Below are 2,555 nucleotides of genomic sequence, written 5' to 3' on the forward strand. Positions count from 1 at the left end.
CTGGGTGTGGTGTGTGAGAACTGTATAGTGGACGCGAGCATCTTTCTTCTTTGAAGAGAAGTGTATTTCTCATCGAGTTGGGGCGAGGATGATTGTTCTTGTTCTGGTTTGGTGTGAGTATTTTTGTGATTGTGAGTATGTGTTTGTGTATCCGGGCACACGCTTAGAGCGCTGATTACGGCTTTTTGTTGTGGTTGGTGTGGGTGTGTGTTTGTGTTTGTTGCTTAAGGGCGCATGGTGGATGCCTTGGCATGCTGGGCCGATGAAGGACGTGTGAGGCTGCGTTATGCCTCGGGGAGTTGTCAACAAAGCGTTGATCCGAGGATGTCCGAATGGGGAAACCCGGCCACGGTTGTGTGTGGTCACCGTATGATGAATTCATAGTTGTGCGGGGGTGATACCGGGAAGTGAAACATCTCAGTACCGGTGGGAGAGGAAAATAATAATGATTCTGTTAGTAGCGGCGAGCGAACGCGGATGAGGCTAAACCGTGTGCGTGTGATACCTGGCAGGGGTTGCGTGTGCGGTGTTGTGGGGTGCGATGGTCAACGGTCTGCCAGTCGTTGCATTTCTAGTGCGTGTTAGCGGAAGTGGCCTGGGATGGTCTGCCGGAGTAGGTGAGAGTCCTGTACGTGAAGGCGTGTGCTGGTTGTGTGTCGTGTTTGCCCCGAGTAGCAGCGGGCTCGTGGAATCTGCTGTGAATCTGCCGGGACCACCCGGTAAGCCTAAATACCTAGTGTGACCGATAGTGGATAGTACCGTGAGGGAATGGTGAAAAGTACCCCGGGAGGGGAGTGAAAGAGTTCCTGAAACTGTGCGCTTACAATCCGTCAGAGCACCTTCTGTGTGTGTGATGGCGTGCCTTTTGAAGAATGAGCCTGCGAGTCAGCGGCATGTCGCGAGGTTAACCCGTTTGGGGTAGTCGTAGCGAAAGCGAATGCTAATTGTGTGTTTTAAGTGGCATGTCCTGGACCCGAAGCGGGGTGATCTACCCATGGCCAGTGTGAAGCAGCTGTAAGAGGTTGTGGAGGCGCGAACCCACGTAGGTTGAAAACTGCGGGGATGAGTTGTGGGTAGGGGTGAAAGGCCAATCAAACTCCGTGATAGCTGGTTCTCCCCGAAATGCATTTAGGTGCAGCGTCGCGTAGGTGTGCCGGAGGTAGAGCTACTGGTTGGTTGAGCGGGACTATCATCTTAGCAATGTCAGCCAAACTCCGAATGCCGGTCCTACATTGGTGCGCGGCAGTGAGACTGTGGGGGATAAGCTTCATAGTCGAGAGGGAAACAGCCCAGATCGCCGGTTAAGGCCCCTAAGGGTGTACTAAGTGGAAAAGGATGTGTAATCGCGAAGACAGCCAGGAGGTTGGCTTAGAAGCAGCCACCCTTGAAAGAGTGCGTAATAGCTCACTGGTCGAGTGGTTGCGCGCCGACAATTCAGTGGGGCTCAAGTACACCGCCGAAGCCGCGGCATATTTTTTATATGGGTAGGGGAGCGTCGTGCATGGGGTGAAGCGTTACCGGAAGGGGGCGTGGACTGTGTGCGAGTGAGAATGCAGGCATGAGTAACGAATGATGCGTGAGAATCGTATCCGCCGGATGACTAAGGGTTCCTGGGTCAAGTTCGTCTTCCCAGGGTGAGTCGGGTCCTAAGGCGAGGCCGACAGGCGTAGTCGATGGTCAACGGGTTGATATTCCCGTACCCGTGCATACGCGCCCAAGTGCGAAGCGGTGATACTAACCACCCTGACCACCCGCCACGGCAGTCTTTGACTGTTGGGTGGGTGTGATGCGTGGGGCCTGATCCGTTGTAGTTCAGTGATGGGGTGACGCAGTCAGGTAGCTACGCCACTTAAGTGGATTGTGGTGCAAGCGTGTGGCACATGGACTAGTCAAATGCGGTCCTGTTTGTGTGAGGCGTGATGCGTAGCCCGTATGTGGGTGATGGTGGTGATCCTATGCTGTCGAGAAAAGCCTCTAGCGATGTGTGTGTACGGCCCGTACCCGAAACCGACACAGGTAGTCAGGTAGAAAATACTCAGGCGGTCGGGTGAACTGTGGTTAAGGAACTCGGCAAATTGCCCCCGTAACTTCGGGAGAAGGGGGGCCATGACTGGTGAGCGCAACATGCGTGTGTGAGCTGGTTGTGGTCGCAGAGAAGAGAGGGAAGCGACTGTTTATCAAAAACACAGGTCCGTGCGAAGACGGTCAAGTTGATGTATACGGACTGACGCCTGCCCGGTGCTGGAAGGTTAAGAGGACCTGTTAGACCCTTTGTGGTCGAAGCGGAGAATTTAAGCCCCAGTAAACGGCGGTGGTAACTATAACCATCCTAAGGTAGCGAAATTCCTTGTCGGGTAAGTTCCGACCTGCACGAATGGCGTAACGACTTCCCTGCTGTCTCAACCACAGGCCCGGTGAAATTGCACTACGAGTAAAGATGCTCGTTACGCGCGGCAGGACGAAAAGACCCCGGGACCTTCACTATAGCTTGGTATTGGTGTTTACTGCGGTTTGTGTAGCATAGGTGGGAGACTTAGAAGCGTTCACGCTAGTGG

General features: G+C 54.0%; 1 rRNA gene. It reads left to right on the plus strand.

Annotated elements, in window-relative coordinates:
- Window positions 1–214: 214 nt before the first annotated feature.
- A 23S ribosomal RNA gene (locus KBX17_RS11365) occupies window positions 215–2,555 on the plus strand; the annotation flags it as partial.

The organism is Corynebacterium sp. CCUG 65737, from assembly GCF_024454115.1.
Taxonomy (GTDB): domain Bacteria; phylum Actinomycetota; class Actinomycetes; order Mycobacteriales; family Mycobacteriaceae; genus Corynebacterium; species Corynebacterium genitalium.